Here is a 4,825-nt window from a genome sequence, read left to right on the forward strand (position 1 = left end):
GCCGCCGCCTGTTCTGGGGCTTGCTGGTGCTGCTGGCCGCCGCCGGCCTGGCGGGACAATACGTCGCCTACCAATTCGACGACCTGGCACGCCAGGACGCCTACCGCCCATGGTTCCAGGAACTGTGCCCGAAACTGGGCTGCACCGTGCCATCCCGGGTCGATATCGCCCACATCAAGAGCAGCAACCTGGTGGTGCGCAGCCACCCGGAGTTTGCCGGTGCCCTGGTGGTGGACGCGATCATCTATAACCGCGCGACATTCTCCCAACCGTTCCCGCTGCTGGAGCTACGCTTTGCCGACATGAACGGGAATATGATCGCCAGTCGTCGCTTCAAACCCGCCGAATACCTCAGCGGCGAGTTGGCAGGCGTGACCGAGATGCCCTCCCAGACGCCGATCCACATTGCCCTGGACATCCTCGACCCGGGCAACAAAGCGGTGAATTACAGCCTGAGCTTCCACTCCCCCGAGTGAAACGGCTGCCTGGCCGGTGCTTGACGGCAGATTATTGACTGCATCGCCTTTGACCAAACCTGCGGCGATAAGAAAATAACTGCTCAGATTTTATCCAATTCAGCCTTTATCCGGTCATCGAGAGCGGGTATCATGCCAACCCTTTTTCGAACTCTAATGATCCGGCCCCACAACAGGGAAGTCCTATGTCGGCGGTACGCATCGGCCCATACACATTGCACAACGGCTTGATCCTCGCCCCGATGGCGGGCGTCACCGACCAGCCCTTTCGTCAGCTTTGCAAGCGTTTGGGCGCAGGGCTTGTAGTCTCGGAAATGGTCACCAGCGACATGAGCCTGTGGAACACCCGCAAATCGCGGATGCGCATGATCCACGAAGGTGATCCCGAGCCCCGCTCGGTACAGATCGCCGGCGGTGATGCGCAGATGCTGGCGGATGCGGCCCGGGCCAACGTGGAGTTGGGGGCGCAGATTATTGATATCAACATGGGTTGCCCGGCCAAGAAGGTCTGCAACAAGGCCGCAGGTTCTGCCCTGTTGAAGGATGAGCAGTTGGTGAGCGAGATCCTGCATGCCGTTGTCGCTGCAGTGGATGTGCCGGTCACCCTGAAGATCCGCACCGGTTGGGACCGGGACAACAAGAATGGCCTGACGGTGGCGAAGATCGCCGAGCAGGCGGGCATTACAGCGCTGGCGGTGCATGGCCGCACCCGCGCCGACCTTTACACCGGTGAAGCCGAGTACGACACCATTGCCGCGATCAAGCAGGCGGTGTCGATTCCCGTCTTTGCCAACGGCGACATCGACTCAGCCGAGAAAGCCCAGCGCGTGCTGCACGCGACCGGCGCCGATGGCCTGTTGATTGGCCGGGCTGCCCAGGGGCGGCCGTGGATTTTTCGTGAGATCGAGCATTTTCTGCGTACCGGCGAAACCTTGCCGGCACCGGAGCTGATCGAGGTGGAACGTATTCTGCTAGAGCATCTGGCCGCCCTGCACGCCTTCTACGGAGACGTGATGGGAGTACGCATTGCTCGCAAGCATGTGGGCTGGTATCTCGCAACCTTGCCGGGCGCCAGGGAGTTTCGCGCCCACTTCAATCGTTTGGATGATACGGAAGCACAGTGCGCCAACGTTCGTGAGTTCTTCTCCGAGCGTTACAAGAGCCTGGTGACAGGGGACGGAGAAGGGGTGGCCGCATGACGATGATGACCGAGACTTTAGTGAGTGGAACAACACCCGTGAGCGACAACGTCAATTTGAAACAGCACCTCAACACGCCGAGCGAAGAAGGCCAGACCCTTCGCGGGAGTGTCGAGAAGGCGCTGCACAATTATTTCGCCCACCTTGAGGGCGCTGCCGTCACGGACGTGTACAACCTGGTGCTCTCCGAAGTCGAAGCGCCGTTGCTCGAAAGCGTGATGAACTACGTCAAGGGCAACCAGACCAAGGCCAGTGAGCTGCTCGGTCTGAACCGTGGCACGCTGCGCAAGAAACTCAAGCAGTACGATTTGCTGTAAGCATTCAATCAAACCAGAAAGGCGCCCGCGTAAAAACGGACGCCTTTTTTGCTGACTCCTTTGCTTTTGATGGAAATTGAAATGACCGACCAGACTACCCGCCTGCCGATCCGCCGTGCCTTGATCAGTGTCTCCGACAAGACCGGGATCCTCGAATTTGCCCGGGAGCTGGAAGCCCTGGGCGTGGAGATTCTCTCCACCGGCGGGACCTTCAAACTGCTGCAGGACAACGGCGTGGCCGCAGTGGAAGTGGCGGACTACACCGGTTTCGCAGAAATGATGGACGGTCGGGTCAAGACCCTGCACCCGAAAATCCACGGCGGGATCCTCGGTCGTCGCGGTATCGACGACGCCATCATGAGCGAGCACGGCATCAAGCCGATCGACCTGGTGGCTGTTAACCTGTACCCGTTCGAAGCCACCATCAACAAGCCAGGCTGCGACCTGCCGACCGCCATCGAAAACATCGATATCGGCGGCCCGACCATGGTTCGCTCGGCAGCCAAGAACCACAAAGACGTGGCCATCGTGGTGAACGCCAGCGACTACGCCAACGTACTGGAAAGCCTGAAAGCCGGCGGCCTGACCTACGCCCAGCGCTTCGACCTGATGCTCAAGGCCTTCGAACACACCGCTGCCTACGACGGCATGATCGCCAACTACATGGGCACCGTGAACCAGGCCGCTGAAACCCTGAGCACTGAAGGTCGCAGCCAGTTCCCGCGCACCTTCAACAGCCAGTTCATCAAGGCCCAGGAAATGCGCTACGGCGAGAACCCGCACCAGAGCGCGGCGTTCTACGTTGAGGCCAAGCCTGCTGAAGTCGGCATCGCCACCGCGACCCAACTGCAAGGCAAAGAGCTGTCGTACAACAACGTGGCCGACACCGACGCCGCGCTGGAATGTGTGAAGAGCTTCGTCAAGCCAGCCTGCGTGATCGTCAAGCACGCCAACCCGTGCGGCGTGGCCGTGAGCCCGGACGCTGAAGGCGGTATCCGCCAGGCCTACGAACTGGCCTACGCCACCGACACCGAGTCGGCCTTCGGCGGCATCATCGCCTTCAACCGTGAGCTGGACGCCGAGACCGCCAAGGCGATCGTCGAGCGTCAGTTCGTTGAAGTGATCATCGCGCCATCCGTCAGTGAAGAGGCTCGCGCCATCGTTGCCGCCAAGGCCAATGTGCGCCTGCTGGCGTGCGGCGAGTGGTCGGCCGAGCGTGCCGCTGCCTGGGACTACAAGCGCGTCAACGGCGGCTTGCTGGTACAGAGCCGCGACATCGGCATGATCGGCAGCGCCGATCTGAAAGTGGTGACCAAGCGCGCCCCGACCGAACAGGAAATCAACGACCTGATCTTCGCCTGGAAAGTCGCCAAGTACGTTAAGTCCAACGCCATCGTCTACGCCAAGAACCGCCAGACCATCGGTGTCGGCGCGGGCCAGATGAGCCGCGTGAATTCGGCACGCATCGCTGCGATCAAGGCGGAACATGCCGGCTTGCAGGTGCAGGGTTCGGTGATGGCGTCCGACGCATTCTTCCCGTTCCGTGATGGCCTGGACAACGCCGCGAAAGCCGGTGTTACCGCCGTGATCCAACCGGGCGGCTCGATGCGTGACGCAGAAGTGATTGCAGCGGCTGATGAAGCCGGCATTGCCATGGTCTTCACCGGCATGCGCCACTTCCGTCACTGATTGCTCGTTCCCACGCTCTGCGTGGGAATGCAGCCCGGGACGCTCCGCGTCCCAAAGCGTGACGCAGAGCGTCACAAGAGGCATTCCCACGCAGAGCGTGGGAACGGTCAGAATTCAGCGTCATCCGAGGTTTTTGAAATGAATGTTTTGATCATTGGCAGCGGTGGCCGTGAACACGCCCTGGCCTGGAAAGTTGCCCAGGACCCACGTGTCCAGAAAGTTTTCGTCGCCCCCGGCAACGCCGGTACCGCCATTGAAGCCAAGTGCGAAAACGTCGCCATCGACGTGTTGGCCCTTGAGCAACTGGCGGACTTTGCCGAGAAAAACGTTTCCCTGACCATCGTCGGCCCGGAAGTGCCCTTGGTAGCTGGCGTTGTGGACCTGTTCCGCAGCCGTGGCCTGGACTGCTTCGGCCCAACCGCCGGCGCTGCCCAGCTGGAAGGCTCGAAAGCCTTCACCAAGGATTTCCTGGCGCGCCACAAGATCCCGACCGCCGACTACCAGAACTTCACCGAGATCGAGCCGGCCCTGGCCTACCTGCGTGAGGTCGGTGCACCGATCGTGATCAAGGCCGACGGCCTGGCCGCCGGTAAAGGCGTGATCGTCGCAATGACCCTGGCTGAAGCCGAAGACGCCGTGCGCGACATGCTCGCCGGCAACGCTTTCGGTGAAGCCGGTTCGCGCGTGGTGATCGAAGAGTTCCTCGACGGCGAAGAAGCCAGCTTCATCGTGATGGTCGACGGCAAGAACGTCTTGCCGATGGCCACCAGCCAGGACCACAAACGTGTGGGTGACGGCGACAGCGGCCCGAACACCGGCGGCATGGGCGCTTACTCCCCTGCTCCGGTAGTGACTGCCGAAGTGCACAAGCGCGTGATGGACCTGGTGATCTGGCCAACCGTGCGCGGCATGGCCGACGAAGGCAATGTGTACACCGGTTTCCTGTACGCCGGCTTGATGATCGACAAGGCCGGCAATCCGAAAGTCATCGAGTTCAACTGCCGCTTCGGCGACCCGGAAACCCAACCGGTGATGCTGCGCCTGCAATCGAGCCTGGTGCTGTTGGTTGAAGCTGCGCTGGCCCAGGCCCTGGACAAGGTCGAAGCCCAGTGGGACCCGCGCCCGAGCGTCGGCATCGTGCTGG

5 protein-coding genes are annotated in these 4,825 nt (G+C 61.4%); all 5 read left to right on the forward strand.

Annotated elements, in window-relative coordinates; all coding sequences use genetic code 11:
• On the forward strand, positions 1 to 476 hold a 476-nt coding region (locus HX846_RS13705), incomplete at its 5' end, for a DUF3426 domain-containing protein (RefSeq protein ID WP_178965552.1).
• Between the two features lie 185 nt (positions 477 to 661).
• Positions 662 to 1,675 carry a tRNA dihydrouridine synthase DusB gene (gene dusB, locus HX846_RS13710; RefSeq protein WP_178965553.1) on the forward strand — a complete coding sequence of 338 codons (1,014 nt, stop codon included), beginning with the start codon at positions 662 to 664 and terminating at the stop codon, positions 1,673 to 1,675.
• Positions 1,672 to 1,992 (forward strand): DNA-binding transcriptional regulator Fis, encoded by a 321-nt coding sequence (gene fis / locus HX846_RS13715; protein WP_003186237.1) that lies wholly within the window; start codon positions 1,672 to 1,674, stop codon positions 1,990 to 1,992. Before dusB ends, fis begins: the two co-directional genes overlap by 4 nt.
• An 81-nt stretch (positions 1,993 to 2,073) precedes the next feature.
• Positions 2,074 to 3,681 (forward strand): bifunctional phosphoribosylaminoimidazolecarboxamide formyltransferase/IMP cyclohydrolase, encoded by a 1,608-nt coding sequence (purH, locus tag HX846_RS13720; protein WP_003217323.1) that lies wholly within the window; start codon positions 2,074 to 2,076, stop codon positions 3,679 to 3,681.
• Positions 3,682 to 3,819: 138 nt separating this feature from the next.
• Positions 3,820 to 4,825, forward strand: a 1,006-nt coding sequence (purD, locus tag HX846_RS13725) for a phosphoribosylamine--glycine ligase (RefSeq protein ID WP_178965554.1), incomplete at its 3' end; no start/stop codon positions are given.

It is taken from the genome of Pseudomonas sp. K5002 (assembly GCF_013386655.1).
GTDB lineage: Bacteria > Pseudomonadota > Gammaproteobacteria > Pseudomonadales > Pseudomonadaceae > Aquipseudomonas.

Coding starts and splice junctions, on each gene's coding strand:
- dusB (WP_178965553.1), top strand. CDS start 662: ATGTCGGCGGTACGCATCGGCCCATACACATTGCACAACGGCTTGATC.
- purH (WP_003217323.1), top strand. CDS start 2,074: ATGACCGACCAGACTACCCGCCTGCCGATCCGCCGTGCCTTGATCAGT.
- fis (WP_003186237.1), top strand. CDS start 1,672: ATGACGATGATGACCGAGACTTTAGTGAGTGGAACAACACCCGTGAGC.